We start from the raw sequence: 17,129 nt of genomic DNA on the forward strand, positions 1-17,129 counted from the left end.
ACGGACGAGTCGGCCTGTACGCCGGGTTCTGTTGCCGCCCGCCGTTACCGGCACAGCGGTGGCGACCATCCATCTTGGATCACCGTTGCCGATGACCTCACGCGACCTACCCGCAGGCTCGGGCGAGCAGCCCTTTCCGTCTCTCGACGGGCACCTGCTGCGCGGTCTTGCTCCGGGCGGGGTTTACCCAGCCGTGGCGGTCTCCCGTCACGCTGGTGGGCTCTTACCCCACCGTTTCACCCTTACCGGCATGGCCGGCGGTCTGTTCTCTGTGGCACTTTCCCGCGGGTCACCCCGGGTGGCTGTTAGCCACCGCCCTGCTCTGTGGAGCCCGGACGTTCCTCGACCCGCCGGTCTCCCGGCGGTGCCGCGGCCGCCCGGCCGGCTCGTCCGCGCAACCGATTCTATGCCGCGCCGCGCCGGGAGCATAGACGGTGCCCGCCTCCGGTTTCAGTCCTCCATCCGGACGACGATCACGTCGTTCTCCTCTGCGTGAATGACCTGGTCCTCGGGCGCGGACATTATCCGCGCGTACTCCTGCGGGCTGATCTCCACGCTGCCGCCTTCGACTCGGCGTCCGTGCAGGGCAACTGCCCCCAACCCGCCCGTCGAGGCGCGCACCGACTCGTACTCGGCCAGCAGCGCATCTCCGACGGCGGCGGCCAGATCTACGCGCTCAGCCCGAGCCTGCGCGATCTGCGCATCGAGTCGGGCGAATTCCGCGTCGCGCTCGGCAGTAAGCTCACGCCCCCCGGCTCTTATCGTCTGCTCTTCCTCCGCTGCTGCATCCGCCTCCGCGCGCGCAGACTCCAGTGCCTCCATGGCCTCTATCTGCGCCTCCTCCAGGACAGCCTGCCGACGCCCCAACTGATCGATCTCGGATTGGATGGCCGGCAAGTCCCGGGCCGCGGCCGCACCGGAGGACAGACGCTCGCGCAGCACCTGTGCGCGGTGCACGACCTGATCCACCTCCTCCTCGCGCGTCTTGGCAGTGGCCTGAGCCTCTTGGAGTGCTGCTGCGGCTACTACGGCCCGCCGCCGATTGGTCTTGAGCTGCGCCACGGTGGCCTCGATGCGTTCCAATACGGGCAAGTGTTTGCGCTCGTGGGTGATTCGGGCGAGCTGTGAGTCGACCTTCTGCAGGTCGATGAGCAGTCGCTGTTGGCTGAGGGGGGCGCTGGTCACGGCTTGATCCTTCGCTGGTCAGTCGGGGTGAGTATCGAATTATCTGAACGGCTACATCCGCCGCCGGTTTAGGAACCGGTGCTCAGGCGCAGCGCCCACGGGTCGGTAATGATCTGCGACACGTGTGTGGCAAGTGTATGCCCGCGCGCGGCGGCCGCGGATTCGAGCCGGGCGGCAAGCGGCGGCAGTCCGACCCACTCGGTGGCCCAGTGGGTGCCGCACAGCAGGTAGGGGCGCCCGACCTCCAGGTGTTCACTGGCTGGATGGTGACGCAGATCGGCGGTGAGGAATACGTCGACCTCGGCGGCTCGGGCAGCCTCCAGCAGGGAGTCTCCGGCACCACCCGAAACGGCGACTGTTTCGACGACGGCGTCCGGATCGCCGCCCACGAGCAGCCCGGGCACGGAGTCCGGAAGAGCGGCGGCGACCGCGGCGGCGAAGTCCCGCAGACGGGTGGGCGCTGCGAGCGCGCCCACACGGCCGATGCCCTGGGTGGGGTCGATGGGGCTGGGCTGCAGTGGGCGGGTGTCTTGTAGACCCACCTGCGTGGCGAGCGCGGCGGCCACGCCCCCGTGGGCCGCGTCCAGACTGGTGTGGGCGTTGGCCAAGGCGATGCCGGCGCGGATGAGTCGGTGCACCACCCGTCCCTTCGGATCGGCGGCCGACACCTGGTCGGTGCCGCGCAAGTACAGGGGGTGGTGGGTGATGACCATATCCACACCGCCGGCAATGGCCTCATCGACAACGGCCGTGACCGGGTCCACGGCCAGCAGTACGCTGCGCACCGTCTCTTCCGGATCACCGCATATCAGCCGGTTGGAGTCCCAGGACTCGGCCAACTGTGGCGGAGCGGCCGCGCGCAGCATCGCCTCCACCTCCGCCACCGTCAATGCTTCGTCGGCTCGCACCGGCACGTTGTCGGGAAGCTGCTGCATGCACGAAGGATACCTCTACCGCCCCGGGGAGCATGGATATGCTGGCCGGCGAAATGGTGCTAGGACAGCGGTAGAGGTGCTCAGGCGCGTCCGGGCCGCACTACGGTGCCAGGCCCGCACTCGGCGGCGCAGCCACGACCCGATCGGAACAGGCCACCACCCAGACCCACAAATACGAACAGCCCGGCAACCGTGACCTTGGACACAAAACGCTCCCGGAACGAAAAGAGCCCACCCCGCAGGGTCAGCACGCTTCGCCGGCCTGGACGACCCCTACACCAACTTCGCATAACGGAAGTTCGTATATCAGCGTCATGGTGCCCCTGGCGGGGATCGAACCCGCACGCCCTAAGGCAGCGACTTTTAAGGTCGCCGTGTCTACCGTTCCACCACAGGGGCCGGATCCCCGATCCAGTACCCCCTCTGGGATTCGAACCCAGGACCATGTGCTTATCAGGCACGCACGAGATATAAGCTCGCTGCTCTAACCACTGAGCTAAGGGGGCGCGACACGGGCCCCCTGGCGCGGGACCTGCCTCGACGTCGGCCGCGGGGCCGGCGGGCCTACACTACCAGGGATTGAGGTGGCCGAATTCCCACCCCCGTTCTCCGTGCGTCATCGGCCTGAGGGGCATAACCTCACTACTCCGATCTGTTTTTTGTACCGCGCCCCGCCCGGCGCACACGCCCCCAGAAAGAGAACCATGAAGCCCGCGCAGCGCGCCGCATCCGCACCGCCGTTCCACGCCATGAGCATTGGTGCCCGCGCCCGCGAACTCGAGGTCCAGGGCCATTCGGTCTCCAAGCTGTCCCTGGGCGAGCCCAGCTTTGGGGCACCACCTGCCGTGCGCGAGGCGCTGGCACGCGCCGCTCACCAGGACCTTCCCTACACGCCGGCGGAGGGCCTGGACTCACTGCGCCGAACGATCTCCCGCTTTTACCTGGACCATCACGGCGTCCAGGTTGGCCCCGAACGCATCCTGGTCACTTCGGGCGCCTCGGCCGGACTACTGCTGGCGACCGCCCTGACCACCGAACCCGGAGACGACGTCGTCATCGCCGACCCGTGCTATCCGTGCAACCGTGAGCTCGTGACCTCCTTCGGCGGCCGCATAGTACTCGCGTCCACCACCGCGCAGTCCCGCTACCAGTTGGATCTGGATTCCATGGAGGCGGCCTGGACTCCCTACACCAACGTGCTGATGCTGGCCACGCCGTCGAATCCCACCGGCACCTCCATCCCCGCCGCGGAGTTGAACCGCCTGTGCCGCGCTGCGATATCCCGAGGCGCCTGGCGGATCGTGGACGAGATCTACCTGGGACTGTCCGATCCGGATGTGCAGGGCAGGCCGGCCCGTACGGTACTGGCCACCGACCCGGAGGCGATCGTGGTCTCGAGCTTCTCCAAGTACTTCGGGATGACCGGCTGGCGACTGGGCTGGCTGGTGCTGCCCGAAGAGCTGGTGGAACCGGCTCGCAACCTTGCCGTCAACTACTTCCTGTGCGCCTCCACGCCGGCGCAGCTGGCCGCCCTGGAGGCCTTCAAGCCCGAGTCGCTGTCCCGCTGTGAGGACCATCGGCGCGAACTGTTGGAACGACGCGCACTGACACTGAGGCGGCTGCGCGAGTTGGACCTGGATGTGCCGGTCGAACCCGATGGGGCCTTCTACATCTACTTCGACGTCTCCGATACGGGACTGTCCTCCTGGGACTTCTGCATGCGGGCGCTCGAGGAGACCCACGTGGCGCTTACTCCGGGGCGCGATTTCGGGGTGCGCACGGCGGAGTCCCATGTGCGCCTGTCCTACGCCGCCCCGACCGAGGAGATCTCTGAAGGACTCGACCGGCTGGGCCGCTTCCTTGAGAGGCTGAATCGGCCGTAGGCGAGTAACCGCCGCACCCCGGCCAGGCCGGTTGCGGAGTCCTGCGCCCAACCGGGGAGGCAGGCTGACAGAGCCAGGTCAATCAGTCCCAACATAGCGGCCCCCGGCCCGCGCGCAAGTCCTTCCGCAAGACGGTAGTCGTCCGCACGCACCAGCCGAGCAGCGAGATTCGGATACTGCCGTCGCAGGAAGAGTCTGGCCTTTAGGGCGTGCACGGGTTCGGAGACGACGATGATGCGGTCCGCGGCCTCAATCATGGGTGCAGCAGCCGCGATGTTCTCCCAGGTGGACCGACTGGCGTCCTCCAAGACGATCGGACCGCTGTAGCCGAGGCCTTCGGTGGCATAGCGGGCCATGAGTTCGGCCTCCGGCACCGGCCCCGCCACCGCACCCCCGGACAGCACCAGAAGTGACGTCGGCGTGGTTCGGTTGCGCAGCCCGGCCCGAACGCGCCGCCGGTTTTCCGCCCCCGCCGAGCTACCTGCGTCAGCGTGCCCGAGCACCAGCACCACCTCGGTGCCGGTCATGTCGCCTGTGGACGGCGCGTCGTTCAATAGGCAGGACGACGCCAGCCGACGGGTCACCTCACCGAGTGCTACCGCACCGATCACGAGGACACACGCCCCGGCCACCGAGCGGCACAGACAGGGGATGCGAACCACCGGACACTCCTGAGGAACCAATACCAGTGGACCCGGCCGGGCTCGAACCGACGACCTACGCGGTGTAAACGCGTTGCTCTACCAACTGAGCTACAGGTCCGCTTGTGCCGCCGACCGGAACGTCGACCGCACGAGAGACAACTCTACTCCGTCCCGGCACCATCCCCGACACCGAAGCGCCAGGCGGGTCCGCACCGGGAGAGGCAGCTAGCCTCAGTGCTTGCGGGTGGACACGCGAATACCACTCCAGCGCTCGCCCATGGCGGCGGCCGAAGTGGCATGCATACCGGCGGTTCGAGCCGCCTCCTCGATCTCAGTGGCATCCACGGCACCGGTGGTGCGTGCCTTGGGAGTGAGCACCCAGACCAGACCATCACCGTCGAGGTTGGTCTGGGCGTCGACCAGCAGGTCGGTCAGGTCATCGACGTCACCGTCGTCATCGCGCCACCAGATGATGGCGGAGTCGGCGACATCTTCGAAGTACTCGTCCACCAGTTCGGTACCCGTCTGCGCCTCGGCGGCCTGACGCAGGGCCTCGTCGACATCATCGTCGTATCCGAACTCCTGGATGATGAGACCGGGGGCGAAGCCAAAGGCTCCGGCCGCTGTGCTCGTCACTGTTGTGCTCTCCGTTCCATACCTGGGCCATTCGACCGCATTGTCTGCCGCGGTCGCGACCCGCCGATTGCCTACGGGCAATAGCCCACCGCAGATCACCCGCCGCACGCAAGCGCACACGCCCGACACACCGGGACGTGGGCGGCCCAACTCGCCCGAAGCTCCCCTCCCCAACCTCGGTAAGTGGGCAAAATCACCGAATGTGTGGGACTTTATTCCCGATCAGAGGTGCGGTTGGTAGCGGCGGCCTCATAGATTAGAAGCACCGATCGCCCGGGCGACCGGCACGGCGACCAAGGCACCGCTACGCGCCGCATCCGCCGCCGGACCAGAGAAAAGAGGTTTCCCGTGAGCCCCACCAACGACTCCGCACCACTTATAGACGGCCTGCTGCACAAGGTCGCGGACAACGACCCCGAGGAGACCGGCGAGTGGCGCGACTCGCTCGACGCCCTCATCGCCGACAAGGGCGGTCCGCGAGCCCGCTTCATCCTGCTGTCCATGCTCGCCGAGGCGCGCCGTAAGAACGTGTCCGTGCCCGCGCAGACCACCACCCCGTACATCAACACCATCGACGTGGTGGACGAGCCCTACTACCCGGGCGACGAGGACGTCGAGCGCACCTACCGCCGCTGGCTGCGCTGGAACGCCGCCGTGATGGTCACCCGCGCACAGCGCCCCGGCATCAGCGTCGGCGGGCACATCTCCTCCTACGCCTCCACCGCCACGCTCTACGAGGTCGGCTTCAATCACTTCTTCCGTGGCAAGGACCACCCCGGCGGCGGCGACCACGTGTTCTTCCAAGGGCACGCCTCCCCCGGCAACTACGCCCGTGCCTTCCTCGAGGGGCGTCTTAGCGAGGCGGACCTGGACGGCTTCCGGCAGGAGGTGTCCCGCCCGGCGGGCGGTCGCGGCCTGCCCTCCTACCCGCACCCGCGGCGCATGGAGGACTTCTGGGAGTTCCCGACCGTGTCGATGGGCCTCGGGCCCGCCGAGGCCATCTACCAGGCCTGGTTCGACCGCTATCTGCAGGGCGCGGGAATCAAGGACACCTCCTCCCAGCACACCTGGGCCTTCCTCGGCGATGGCGAGATGGACGAGCCCGAGTCCCGCGGCATGCTGCAGTTGGCGGCCTCCCAGCAGCTGGACAATCTCACCTTCGTGATCAACTGCAACCTCCAGCGACTGGACGGGCCGGTGCGCGGAAACGGCAAGATCATCCAGGAGCTGGAGGCCTGCTTCAAAGGTGCCGGCTGGAACGTCATCAAGGTGATCTGGGGGCGCGGTTGGGACCGGCTGCTGGCGGCGGACAAGGATCACGCCCTGGAGCATCTGATGATGGAGACGCTCGACGGCGACTATCAGACCTTCAAGGCCAATGACGGCGCTTATGTGCGTAAGCACTTCTTCGGCCGCGACCCGCGCACCGCCAAGCTGGTAGAGGACTGGACCGATGAGGAGATCTGGGCCCTGCAGCGCGGTGGCAACGACTACCACAAGATGTACGCCGCCTATAAGGCGGCCACCGAGCACAAGGGACAGCCCACGGTAATCCTGGCGCAGACCGTCAAGGGCTACCTGCTGGGCTCGCACTTCGCCGGCCGGAACGCCACTCACCAGATGAAGAAACTCGGCCTGGAGGACCTCAAGGGGCTGCGCGACCGCCTGCATATCCCGATCACCGACGCCGCACTCGAAGCCAATCCCAAGCTGCCGCCCTACTATCGGCCCGACCCCGACGATCCCGCGCTGGCGTACATGCTCGAGCGCCGTCGCCGTCTGGGCGGCTTCCTGCCCGAGCGCCGCAACCCCGGCACGCAGCTGCAGCTGCCGGACGACGCGCCATACGAGATCCTCAAGGGCGGTTCCGGAAAGCAGCAGGTGGCCAGCACCATGGCTTTCGTGCGTCTGCTGAAGGAGCTGCTCAAGGACCAGCACATCGGTCGGCGCATCGTACCGATCATCCCGGACGAGTCGCGCACCTTCGGCCTGGAGTCGCTGTTCCCCACCCGCAAGATCTTCAACACTCAAGGGCAGAACTACACGCCCGTGGATGCCGAAATGATGCTCTCGTACAGAGAGTCCACCTCCGGCCAGATCATGCACACCGGCATTAACGAGGCCGGGTCAGCGGCCCTGTTCCAGGTGGTGGGCACCAGCTACTCCACGCATGCAGAGCCCATGATCCCCGTGTACATCTTCTACTCGATGTTCGGCTTCCAGCGCACCGCCGACCAGTTCTGGGCGGCCGGAGACCAGTTGGCACGCGGTTTCATCATCGGTGCGACCGCCGGCCGCACCACGCTCACGGGTGAGGGCACCCAGCACATGGACGGTCACTCACCGCTGCTGGCGGCCACCAACGAGGCCGTGATCACCTATGACCCGGCCTACGCCTATGAGATCCGCCATATTGTGCGCGACGCCCTGGTGCGCTGGTACGGTCCGGAAACCGGACGCAACCGGGATGTCATGTACTACCTGACCGTCTACAACGAGCCTATCTCCCAGCCGGCCGAGCCCGACGGCGTGGACGCGGACGGGATCCTGCGCGGCCTGTACCGGCTGGACGGCCCGCCCGCGGGCGACGGCCCGCAGGTGCAGCTGCTCGCCTCGGGAGTCGCCGTGCCGTGGGCCCGCGAGGCGCGCCGCCTGCTGGCAGAGGACTGGGGGGTGCGTGCAAGCGTGTGGTCGGTCACCAGTTGGAACGAGTTGCGCCGCGAGGCCCTTGAGACCGACCAGTACAACTTCCTGCACCCGGAGGAAACGGCCCGCGTGCCCTACCTGACCGCCAAACTGGCCGACGCCTCCGGCCCGTTCATCGCCACCAGCGACTTCGACCACCTGGTCCCCGATCAGATCCGCGCCTGGGTACCCGGTGACTTCCACACCCTCGGCGCTGACGGTTTCGGCTTCTCCGACACCCGCGCAGCGGCCCGCCGGCACTACTTGATCGACGCCGAGTCCGTCGTCGTCAAGGCGCTGCAGGCACTGGTGGCGCAGGGCCGGGTCGACCGTTCCGTACTGGCCCAGGCGATCTCGCGCTACCGGCTACAGGACCCCTCCGCCGGCCGTTCCGGCGCCCAGGGCGGTGATGCCTGAGCCGAACCGCCTCGCCCGAACGCGACCGGGCGGCGTCGGCGGGCATCAGCGCGCCGACGCCGCCGCGTCCCGTTCGTCTTCCGACTCGGTACGCACATCCGGATCGGAGCCCGAGTAGTAGTCGGCATCCCGGTAGCGTGGACGCATCAGGTTCTCAGGGCTGAGCAGCTCGTCAAGCGCGGCCTCGTCCAGCAGGCCCATCTCCAGCACCACCTCACGCACATTCCGCCCCGAGCGGGCGCACTCGCGCCCCACCAGATCACCATTGTGGTGACCGATCACCTCATTGAGGTAGGTAACGATGCCGATGGAGTTCATGACGTTACGGCGGCACACCTCCGCATTGGCCTCAATGCCTACCACGCACAGGTCCTTCAGGGTCACCAGGGCGTTTCGCAGCAGGGCGATGGACTCGAAGCAGGCCTGCGCAATGACCGGCTCCATGACATTGAGCTGCAGCTGCCCGGCCTCGGCGGCGATGGTGACCGTCAGGTCGTTGCCGATCACTTTGAAGCACACCTGGTTGACCACCTCGGGGATCACCGGGTTGACCTTGGCGGGCATGATGGAGGAACCGGCCTGACGCTCCGGAAGCCGGATCTCGGCCAGGCCCGCTCGCGGCCCGGAGGACAGCAGCCGCAGGTCATTGCAGATCTTGGACAACTTCACGCTCAGGCGTTTGATGGCGGCGTGCATGGAGACGTAGGCGCCGGTGTCACCGGTCGCCTCAACCAGGTTGTGAGCGCCGGTCACCCGTAGCCCGGTGACCTCTCGCAGATTCCGCACCACCATCTGCCGGTATCCGGGCGGGGTATTCAGCCCGGTGCCGATCGCCGTCGCACCCAGATTGACCTCCAGCAGCAGCGCCGAGTTGTTCATCAGCCGGGGGATCTCCTCATCCAGCAACTCGGCGAAGGCAAGGAACTCCGCACCCAGGCTCATGGGGACGGCGTCCTGCAGCTGCGTACGCCCCATCTTGATCACGTCGGCGAACTCCCTGCTCTTGGCCAGCAGGGCGTCGATGAGGTCGCACAAGTCCATCTCCAGGCCGTTGACGGCACGGTACACGCCCAGGCGGAAACCAGTGGGGTAGGCGTCATTGGTGGACTGGGACTTGTTGACGTGGTCGTTGGGGTTGACGATGTCGTAGCGTCCCTTGGCGTAGCCGAGGTGCTCCAGGGCTAGGTTGGCGATGACCTCGTTGGTGTTCATGTTCACGCTGGTGCCCGCACCACCCTGGAATACGTCGATGGGGAACTGGTCCAGGCACCTGCCTTCCACCAGCACCTGGTCACATGCCCACACGATGGCATCCGCGATCTCCTCGGAGACCGCGCCGAGCTCCTTGTTGGTAAGGGCGGAGGCCTTCTTGACCTCCACCATGCCGCGGACGAAGTCCTCCTGGTCGCCCACCGTCTGATTGGAGATGCGGAAGTTCTCGGTGGCGCGCAGCGTATGAATCCCCCAGTAGGCCTCGAGCGGAACCTGCCTGGTACCCAGCAGATCCTCCTCGGTACGGGTGGCTTTTGATTGCATGGGTTTTCCTCCATCCGCGCCGCGGGGCGCTCGCCGCCGTCGACGGGAGCCGGTGCGGGGAGCCGACGGCGCCTGCCCCGCGGCCTCGACCCTACCGGGCCGTGGCGTTGCCGCAGCGCCGCAACTCCGGTACGCGACGGCCGTATTCGGTTGTGGCGTCACCGGTCGCTAGCATCGGCACATGGACCAGCTCAGCGCCCCGGCCGTCACGGCCCTGCGGCAGGCGCAGAACACCCTCATCGAACACTCCTTGGACCGTATCAGTGCGGCGCATCCCTGGTACCGCACGCTGTCGGCCGCCTCGCGCGACCAGATCGAAACGGTTGCTCGCGTGGGCGTGACCATGTTTGTGGACTCGGTGGGCGAGCACGGGACGGAGGCGGATCCGTCTGGGATCTTCAACGTCGCCCCCGTCGCCCTGACCGGAGCGGTAACGCTGGAGCAGACTCTGGAACTGGTGCGCACCGTCGTCGACGTCGTCGAGGAGGAGGCACCCGGGCTCGTTCCGTCCAACGGCCACGACGCCGTCCGGGTGCGGGTGCTCACCTTCGGCCGTGACGTGGGCTTCGCCGCCGCCAAGGTCTACGCCCGGGTCGCTGAGGCCCGCGGGGCCTGGGACGCCCGACTGGAGTCGGTGGCCGTGGACGCCATGCTGCACGACTCCGCCGACGACGCCGCCGCCCGTGCCGGTGCCGCCGGCTGGCACGGCACGGGACCCGCGGTTGCTGTAGTCGCGCGCACGGTTCTGGACGCGCTGGCGACCTCCCGGCTGCGTCATGAGTGTCGCCAGTATGCGCGGGACTGCCTGGTCTCGGTGCATGGAGACTCCGTGATCGTCGTCCTCGGTGCGGCCGCGTCGACAAGTGGAAAGTCGGCCGACCCGACACCGCAGGTAGCACTGGCAACCGCCGCCGACCGTATCGCGGCCGGTCTGGACGGCGCTGTGGTGATCGGTCCGGTGGTGGACGGAGTCGCCCAGGCGGGCCGTTCCCTGCGCTCCGCACTCGCTGGGCTGCGCGCCCTGCCCGGCTGGACCGAGGCGCCCAACCCATGCCGCGCCAACGATCTACTGCCCGAACGGCTGCTCGCCGGAGACCCGCTCGCCGCCGAACAGATCCGGGCCCTGGTGACCGAGCCGCTACGCGATATGGGCGCCCTCTATGAGGAGACGGTGGCCACCTACCTGGCCCTGGGACGCAGCCTGGAGATGACGGCCCGCACCCTGTTCGTTCATGCCAATACTGTCCGTTACCGACTGGGACGAGTCAGCAAGCAGATCGGCTGGGACGCCACGGATGCCCGCGACGGCCTCATGCTGCATCTGGCCGTCATCATCGGCCGGCTCGACGCCGGCCGGACGCAGTAGCCCCGTGCCCGGCCGCCTATTCACCCATTCACACCCGAACCAAGGAGAGCATCATGACCGACACGCCCACCGACGTCCTGGCGGCCATCGCCGAGCTAGTCGCCGAGGAGGCCGGCATCGACACTGCGCTGGTCACCTCTGAGTCCCGCTTCGCCGATGACCTCGACATCGACTCCCTAGGCCTGTTGACTATCGCCACCCAGGTGGAGGAACGTTTCGGCATCACCCTTGATGACGCCGTCATTCCGACACTGACCACGGTCGGCTCCCTCGTGGACCTGGTCGGCGCTCAGAAGCGCTGAACGGCACCGGGCCGCGAACCGTGCTGACTCATTCCCGTCCAGATCCCCGCGCCGTTGCCGTAACGGGGCTTGGAACCACTAACCCGCTGGCCGCAGATACGCCCGGCACCTGGCGGGCAATGCATGTCGGCCGGCCGGCGGCGGGCCGGCCGAACACCGACTGGGGACACGACCTGCCGGTGAGGGTAGCCGCGCCGCTCGCCGTCGACCCCACCGAACGGCTCTCCGCGCGGGAGAGCCGCCGCCTGGACCGTTCCAGTCAGTGCGCCCTGATCGCCGCCCGCGAGGCGTGGGCGGCCGCGGGCGCCCCACCGGTGGATCCGGCACGACTGGCGGTGTCGGTCTCACCCGGAATCGGACCGGTGCTGTCGGTGATGGACACCTGGGACGCCTTACGCGAGCGGGGACGGCGGCGCGTGGCGCCGACGGCGATACCGGCGCTCATGCCCAACGCGCCGGCTGCCGCGGTGGGTTTGGACTTAGGTGCGCAGGCGGGGGTGCATGCGCCGGTTTCGGCGTGCGCGTCCGGGGCGGAGGCGATCGCCCACGGCGCTGATCTGATCGCCCTGGGGCGCGCCGACGTCGTCATCGCCGGAGGCACGGACGCGGCCCTGCACCCGATGGTCGTGGCCGCCTTCGCCGCTATGCGGGCGCTGTCCTCCCGCAACGACGACCCCGCCACCGCCTCCCGTCCCTTCGCTCCGGACCGCGACGGCTTCGTCTTGGCGGAGGGCGCCGGGGTGCTGGTATTGGAGGCGGCCGAACATGCTGCCGCTCGGGGAGCCCGCGTTCTGGCCCTGCTCTCCGGCGCCGCTATCACTGCCGACGCCTACGACGCCGTGCGTCCCGACCCTGACGGCACGCAGCAGGAGCGGGCGCTACGACTGGCGCTGGACCGCGGCGGCCTGCATCCCAAGCAGGTCGGCCATGTCAATGCCCACGCCACCTCCACGCCCGTGGGCGACGCGGTGGAGGCCGCGGTGCTGGCACGGTCCGTCCCCAATGCCGCGGTGTCTGCAACCAAGTCCCTCACCGGTCACCTGCTGGGCGGGGCCGGCGGCCTGGAGGCAGTACTGACTGTGCTGGCATTGCACGAGCGGTGGCTGCCGCCAACGCTGCTGCCCGGCGGCATCGACCCCGAGATCACCGCCCTGGGGCTGGACATCGTGGGGTCCCGGGGGCGTTCGGCGCCCGACTTGGAGGCGGCGGCGAGCACGTCCTTCGGCTTCGGAGGGCACAACGTCGCCCTGGCCTTCACCCGCGCCGACACCTAATGACCGCGGTCCCACCGAGGCCGCTTGACCTGATGTGCACAGACCGATCGCTGGGGCGCTTTCGCAGACGGACCACCCCGATGGATGGCGCTCAGCCGACCCGGTGCAGCCAGCGCACAGGCGCCCCGGCACCGGCGTAGCGGAAGGGCTCCAACTCATCATCCCAGGCCTGACCTAGGGCGAGGTCCAGCTGACGCCGCATGACCGCGGGCTGATCGGCGTGAGCCAGGGCGGCACGCACCCGGTCTTCGGGGACCACCACGTTGCCGTGCACGTCGGTTTGGGCGTGGAAGATGCCCAGGTCGGGAGTGTGGGACCAGCGCCCGCCGTCGTAGCCGGGGGACGCCTCCTCAGTGACCTCGTAGCGGAGATTCGCCCAGCCGCGCAGGGCGCTGGTGAGCTGGGCGCCGGTGCCGACACGGCCCACCCAGCTGGTCTCGGCGCGCATCATCCCAGGTGCAGCGGGCTGCTCGGTCCACTCGAAATGGACACGACTACCCAGCACCTCGGCCACGGCCCACTCAATGTGCGGGCACAGGGCGCGGGGCGCAGAGTGCACGAAAAGCACACCGCGGGTGTAGGCACCGTTCACGGGGATCGCCTCCTGGTTGTTCCGAGATTCGCCTTCCCCAACGGTCTCGAGCCAACTGGACGCTTCGCGTGACGCACGCGGCATGCGAGTCCATGATGCCAGAGCCGACGCCGCATTGCCAGCCGACGCCGCCCCCGGAACCGAAGACGATGGCCCCAACAACGACGGAACCCCGGCCGCTGGGGCCGGGGTCCTGGTGGGCTCCCGCGGTTGGACTCGAACCAACAACCGTCCGATTAACAGTCGGATGCTCTGCCATTGAGCTACGCGGGATCGCGTTTGACGCGGGAGGAACTCTAACAAGTCGTCGCGCACACGTCGAATCGGAGCGCAGCCCCGGCATGGCGCAGTGCCGCCGGAAAGTCAGCTTGTGGGAAGCCCCACACCGTCGCGGGCACGCCGGAAGAGGTCCTCCAAGGCGTCACGGTCGGCCCCGTCCAGGCCACCGACCACGTGCGAGGACAGGTTCGAAGTCGTGTACAGCTGGCCGGCACCATCACGACGCACGCTGACAGTCACTCTCGTGCCGCTGGGCAGTTGTCCGGACACCGAATGCACCACGGCGGATTCAACCCCCTGCCGCAGTGCACGTGCGAAGTGCGACACGTCGACCGGCACCGGCCGGCCGCCTTGGTCGACCTGTGCGGCGACCACCAGGTCCAGCGGTGACCGCCCCTTGTCAGTCCACGTCAATGTGAAGGTCGCGGCGTCTGCGTCCCACCGACCGTGCTCAACCTCATGCCAGCCGCGGCGCAGCTCCACGCCCCGGGCACCCACCACGGTCAGATAACGGGCGGTCGCCACCGCCCAGCGGGCGCCGTCGTCAAGCGGCACGGCGCCGAGCAAGCTCCCGTCGGCGGGCACCAGCGCCGCCAGCGATATCGGAAGGGATGCGCGCCGGTGACGCAGGCGCCCGGCGATACGGGAGCGCAGCGCGGACCGGATCGAGGCTGCGCCGGGTGAGGACATGCGTCTGAGCCTAGATGATGGTTTCGCGAGTTGGCGGATGCGTGCGGTGGTGGCGGGGCGGGCTGTGAAATGACCGCCCCGGCACGGAACGTGCGAGGATGTGCACATGGCTTACCGCGACATCCGCATTATCGGGGACCCCGTGCTGCGCACCGTATGCGAACCGATCACCGACATTGATGACTCCGTCAAGGCACTGGTGGAGGATCTACTCGAGACCGTCGACGAGGACGGCCGCGCAGGACTGGCCGCCAACCAGATCGGCGTGAGCCTGCGCGCCTTCTCCTGGCACATCGACAATGAGATCGGCTACATCCTCAACCCGCGGATTGTGGAGCTGTCAAAGGATGAGTTCCAGGACGGGGAGGAGGGCTGCCTGTCGGTGCCCGGCCTGTGGTATCCGACCGAGCGCGCCTGGTACGCGCGCGCCGAGGGCATCGACCTGGACGGCAAGAAGGTCGTCCTGGAGGGCGAGGAGTTAATGGGCCGCTGCATCCAGCACGAGTGCGACCACCTCGACGGCCACCTGTACCTGGACCGCCTGTCTCGGCAGAACCGCGCCAAGGCCATGCGGGAGCTGCGCGGACGCGGCCTGTGAGCCGCGGACCGATCCGCCGCTAGCCGGAGCGATCCGTCCGCTCGGCCCGGCTCGGTTCACGCCCCGGCTCGGCTCAGGCGCCACGGGCAATCTGCTGGCGCCGGTTCTCCAGGCCAACGATCTCCTCGAACAACTCCCGATAGCCGGAGTCGTTCGGGCTCATGCGCCGCTGCCGGGAACGCAACTCGGTCAGCCGACGGTTGATCCCGGTGCGGGCCAGTGAGGACAGCACGCCGGAGGCATAGCGCTCAAGCGCCTCCGGACCCGGCTCTGCCTCTCGGTTGCCGCGCGGAGCCGGCAGCGGGAGCGGGGCAACGGCGAGTTCCGTCACGGCCGCAGCGACCGGCCCGAAGGCCCCGGCACGTATCTGCTCCAACCAACGGGTGGTAGCGCGTTTAACCGCATCACCTCCGGACAAGCCGGCCGCCTGTGCATGCTGTACGAGCCCATCCACCTCGGCCGTCCCGCCAGCAGCTTCGATCGCCTCGAAGACGGCGCGGTGTACCGGCACGGAGAAGGCCACCGCGTTGATGTCGTCCGCGCCTACGCGTGCCGCGATCTGGGGCATCTGGACCATGACTTCCAATGCATGGCGCTCAAGTTTCTCAACCGGGTCGGTCACCGGCGGCAGCCCGGGACGCTCTGCCGGCGGCCCGGAAAAAGAGTCGTCGGCCGGAGGGTACTCCCCTGGCCAGCCACCTACCGGGCCTGTGGGTCTCATTCCCCGGCGCTCACCGGCACGCACCGCGCCGACCGCCTCGCTCTCGGGCAGCCCGAGCCATCCGGCCAGACGGCGGGTGTATTCGCGCTTCAGCGCCCGGTCGCGGATTCCGGCGACCACGGGCGCCGCCGAGCGCAACCCCTGCACACGTCCCTCGGCGGTGTCCAGGTTCAGATCGGCCAGGCAGGCCCGGATGACGAACTCGAACAGGGGTACGCGGCGCCCGAGCAGGCGCGGGATGGCCTCGGGTCCCTCCTCCATACGCAGATCGCACGGATCCAGACCGCGCGGCTCGACGGCGACGAAGGTCTGGGCGGCGAAGTGCTGATCCTCCCCATAGGCGCGCAGGGCGGCCTTCTGACCGGCAGCGTCGCCGTCGAAGGTGAAGATGATCTCGCCGCCGCGGACCCGATTGCCGGCGATCACTCCGGCGGAGGGGTCGGCCGCGTCCCCCAGTAGGCGGCGCACGATGCGCACATGGTCCGGACCGAAGGCGGTTCCACAGGTGGCCACCGCCGTGGTGACCCCGGAAAGGTGCGCGGCCATCACATCCGTGTACCCCTCGACCACCACGATCCGGTGGGCGCGGGCGATCTCCGTCTTGGCCAGATCCAGCCCGTACAGCACCTGCCCCTTGTGGTAGATCGCCGTCTCAGGGGTGTTGAGGTACTTGGGGACGGTCTTGTCCGCATCCGACAGGCGCCGCCCGCCGAAACCGACCGGAGCGCCGGTGACATCATGGATGGGCCACATCAGCCGCTCCCGGAAGCGGTCATAGATGCGCCCGGAACTGCCGCGGCCACAAAGCCCGGACTCCACCAGTTCCCGCTCGGTGAATCCGTGCGAACGCAGCACGTTCGCGAGGTTGTCCCAGCCGCCCGGGGCATAGCCCACGCCGAAGTGAGCCGCGGCGTTGCGGTCGAAGCCGCGCCCGGTGAGGAAGTCTCGTCCGGCCTGGGCGGCCGGAGTGGCCAGTTGCTCCTGGAACCAGGCCTCGGCCAGGCGGTTGGCCTCCATCAGCCGCTGGCGCGTGCCCGGCTCGACGCCGCGCCTGACGGCGCCACCCTCCTCGTAGCGAAGTTGTACGCCTACTCGGCCGGCCAGGTACTCCACGGCCTCGGAGAAGGACAGGTGGTTGATCTTCTGTACGAAGTCGATTACGTCGCCGCCCTCGCCGCAGCCGAAGCAGTGCCACAGCCCCAACTGAGGGCGCACATTGAATGACGGGGTCCGCTCGTCATGGAAGGGACACAGGCCCTTCATGGAGCCTACTCCCCCGCTCTTGAGCGTGACGTGCTCGCCGACGACGTCCTCGATCCGGGCGCGCTCGCGCACCGCATCGATGTCCTCGCGCTTGATCAGTCCCGCCATGGCCCCATCCTAGGC

The 17,129-nt window shown here is 68.2% G+C and carries 14 protein-coding genes, 4 tRNA genes and 1 other RNA gene; 6 read left to right on the top strand and 13 right to left on the bottom strand.

What is annotated here, in order from left to right:
- Position 1 precedes the first annotated feature (1 nt).
- From rnpB to Q4A20_RS05335, 5 genes are all read right to left on the bottom strand, one after another.
- Positions 2-389: RNase P RNA component class A (gene rnpB, locus Q4A20_RS05315), an RNA gene on the bottom strand.
- A 61-nt stretch (positions 390-450) separates the two neighbouring features.
- Positions 451-1,185 (bottom strand): zinc ribbon domain-containing protein, encoded by a 735-nt coding sequence (locus Q4A20_RS05320; RefSeq protein WP_303121076.1) that lies wholly within the window; start codon positions 1,183-1,185, stop codon positions 451-453.
- A gap of 68 nt (positions 1,186-1,253) precedes the next feature.
- Positions 1,254-2,120 (bottom strand): Nif3-like dinuclear metal center hexameric protein, encoded by an 867-nt coding sequence (locus Q4A20_RS05325; RefSeq protein WP_303121077.1) that lies wholly within the window; start codon positions 2,118-2,120, stop codon positions 1,254-1,256.
- A gap of 315 nt (positions 2,121-2,435) precedes the next feature.
- Positions 2,436-2,519 (bottom strand) — tRNA-Leu (locus Q4A20_RS05330).
- Between the two features lie 16 nt (positions 2,520-2,535).
- A tRNA-Ile gene (locus tag Q4A20_RS05335) sits at positions 2,536-2,626 on the bottom strand.
- A gap of 198 nt (positions 2,627-2,824) precedes the next feature.
- On the opposite strand from Q4A20_RS05335, the gene Q4A20_RS05340 reads away from it, so the two are divergent.
- The gene (locus tag Q4A20_RS05340; protein WP_303121079.1) at positions 2,825-4,003 is read left to right on the top strand and encodes an aminotransferase class I/II-fold pyridoxal phosphate-dependent enzyme; all 1,179 of its coding nucleotides are present in this window, start codon (positions 2,825-2,827) and stop codon (positions 4,001-4,003) included.
- On the opposite strand, the gene Q4A20_RS05345 is transcribed toward Q4A20_RS05340, so the two are convergent.
- From Q4A20_RS05345 to Q4A20_RS05355, 3 genes are all read right to left on the bottom strand, one after another.
- Positions 3,925-4,665: a YdcF family protein gene (locus Q4A20_RS05345; protein ID WP_303121081.1), complete on the bottom strand. Its 741-nt coding sequence runs from the start codon at positions 4,663-4,665 to the stop codon at positions 3,925-3,927. The genes Q4A20_RS05340 and Q4A20_RS05345 overlap by 79 nt on opposite strands.
- A gap of 27 nt (positions 4,666-4,692) precedes the next feature.
- Positions 4,693-4,765, bottom strand: a tRNA-Val gene (locus Q4A20_RS05350).
- A gap of 113 nt (positions 4,766-4,878) precedes the next feature.
- Positions 4,879-5,283 (bottom strand): DUF3052 domain-containing protein, encoded by a 405-nt coding sequence (locus tag Q4A20_RS05355; RefSeq protein WP_303121083.1) that lies wholly within the window; start codon positions 5,281-5,283, stop codon positions 4,879-4,881.
- A 348-nt stretch (positions 5,284-5,631) separates the two neighbouring features.
- Between Q4A20_RS05355 and aceE the strand changes: the two genes are divergently transcribed.
- Positions 5,632-8,385 (top strand): pyruvate dehydrogenase (acetyl-transferring), homodimeric type, encoded by a 2,754-nt coding sequence (gene aceE, locus Q4A20_RS05360; protein WP_303121084.1) that lies wholly within the window; start codon positions 5,632-5,634, stop codon positions 8,383-8,385.
- A gap of 45 nt (positions 8,386-8,430) precedes the next feature.
- On the opposite strand, the gene aspA is transcribed toward aceE, so the two are convergent.
- The gene (aspA, locus tag Q4A20_RS05365; RefSeq protein ID WP_303121086.1) at positions 8,431-9,921 is read right to left on the bottom strand and encodes an aspartate ammonia-lyase; all 1,491 of its coding nucleotides are present in this window, start codon (positions 9,919-9,921) and stop codon (positions 8,431-8,433) included.
- Positions 9,922-10,102: 181 nt separating this feature from the next.
- Between aspA and Q4A20_RS05370 the strand changes: the two genes are divergently transcribed.
- Genes Q4A20_RS05370 through Q4A20_RS05380 form a run of 3 tightly spaced genes read left to right on the top strand, consistent with a single transcriptional unit; the run spans position 10,103 to position 12,863 of the window.
- The gene (locus Q4A20_RS05370) at positions 10,103-11,287 is read left to right on the top strand and encodes a CdaR family transcriptional regulator (protein ID WP_303121087.1); all 1,185 of its coding nucleotides are present in this window, start codon (positions 10,103-10,105) and stop codon (positions 11,285-11,287) included.
- Positions 11,288-11,340: 53 nt separating this feature from the next.
- Positions 11,341-11,589, top strand: a complete 249-nt coding sequence (locus Q4A20_RS05375; protein ID WP_303121089.1) for an acyl carrier protein — start codon at positions 11,341-11,343, stop codon at positions 11,587-11,589.
- Between the two features lie 20 nt (positions 11,590-11,609).
- A complete protein-coding gene (locus Q4A20_RS05380; RefSeq protein ID WP_303121090.1) occupies positions 11,610-12,863 on the top strand; it encodes a beta-ketoacyl synthase in 1,254 nt (417 codons plus the stop codon).
- A gap of 91 nt (positions 12,864-12,954) precedes the next feature.
- On the opposite strand, the gene Q4A20_RS05385 is transcribed toward Q4A20_RS05380, so the two are convergent.
- The 3 genes from Q4A20_RS05385 to Q4A20_RS05395 form a co-directional block, all read right to left on the bottom strand.
- Positions 12,955-13,455, bottom strand: a complete 501-nt coding sequence (locus tag Q4A20_RS05385) for a DUF3145 domain-containing protein (RefSeq protein ID WP_073331744.1) — start codon at positions 13,453-13,455, stop codon at positions 12,955-12,957.
- A gap of 201 nt (positions 13,456-13,656) precedes the next feature.
- Positions 13,657-13,728 (bottom strand) — tRNA-Asn (locus Q4A20_RS05390).
- Positions 13,729-13,818: 90 nt separating this feature from the next.
- Entirely contained in the window at positions 13,819-14,424 is a 606-nt protein-coding gene (locus tag Q4A20_RS05395) for a hypothetical protein (RefSeq protein WP_303121095.1), read from the bottom strand.
- Between the two features lie 106 nt (positions 14,425-14,530).
- Here Q4A20_RS05395 and def point away from each other — a divergent pair, with 106 nt between their 5' ends.
- Positions 14,531-15,022 (top strand): peptide deformylase, encoded by a 492-nt coding sequence (gene def / locus Q4A20_RS05400; RefSeq protein ID WP_303121097.1) that lies wholly within the window; start codon positions 14,531-14,533, stop codon positions 15,020-15,022.
- A 73-nt stretch (positions 15,023-15,095) separates the two neighbouring features.
- Here def and dnaG read toward each other — a convergent pair whose 3' ends face one another.
- Positions 15,096-17,114 carry a DNA primase gene (gene dnaG, locus Q4A20_RS05405; protein ID WP_303121099.1) on the bottom strand — a complete coding sequence of 673 codons (2,019 nt, stop codon included), beginning with the start codon at positions 17,112-17,114 and terminating at the stop codon, positions 15,096-15,098.
- Positions 17,115-17,129: the final 15 nt, after the last annotated feature.

Origin of the sequence: Actinomyces sp. (assembly GCF_030530635.1) — a bacterium.
Classification (GTDB): domain Bacteria; phylum Actinomycetota; class Actinomycetes; order Actinomycetales; family Actinomycetaceae; genus Actinomyces.